Raw genomic sequence first — 211 nt, forward strand, 5'->3', positions numbered from 1 at the left:
CCCTCAATGCTCGGATCATCGGCTCTAACGAGCATGAATCACACTATATTTATGATCTGCTGCAATCAAACAGCAGCGATGTCAAACCAGATGTGCTCTCGACAGATACGCACGGTGTCAATCATGTTAACTTCGCCTTATTGGATCTATGCAGTTACAGCTTTGCACCTCGATACGCGCAGTTCAATAGTGTCATCAACGATCTGTTTGA

The 211-nt window shown here is 45.0% G+C and carries 1 protein-coding gene; it reads left to right on the forward strand.

Going from position 1 to position 211, the window contains the following annotated elements; all coding sequences use genetic code 11:
- On the forward strand, positions 1-211 hold a 211-nt coding region (locus tag ACFI6J_RS21685; protein WP_462586422.1), incomplete at both ends, for a Tn3 family transposase.

Source organism: Alteromonas sp. G4i13, from assembly GCF_054960505.1.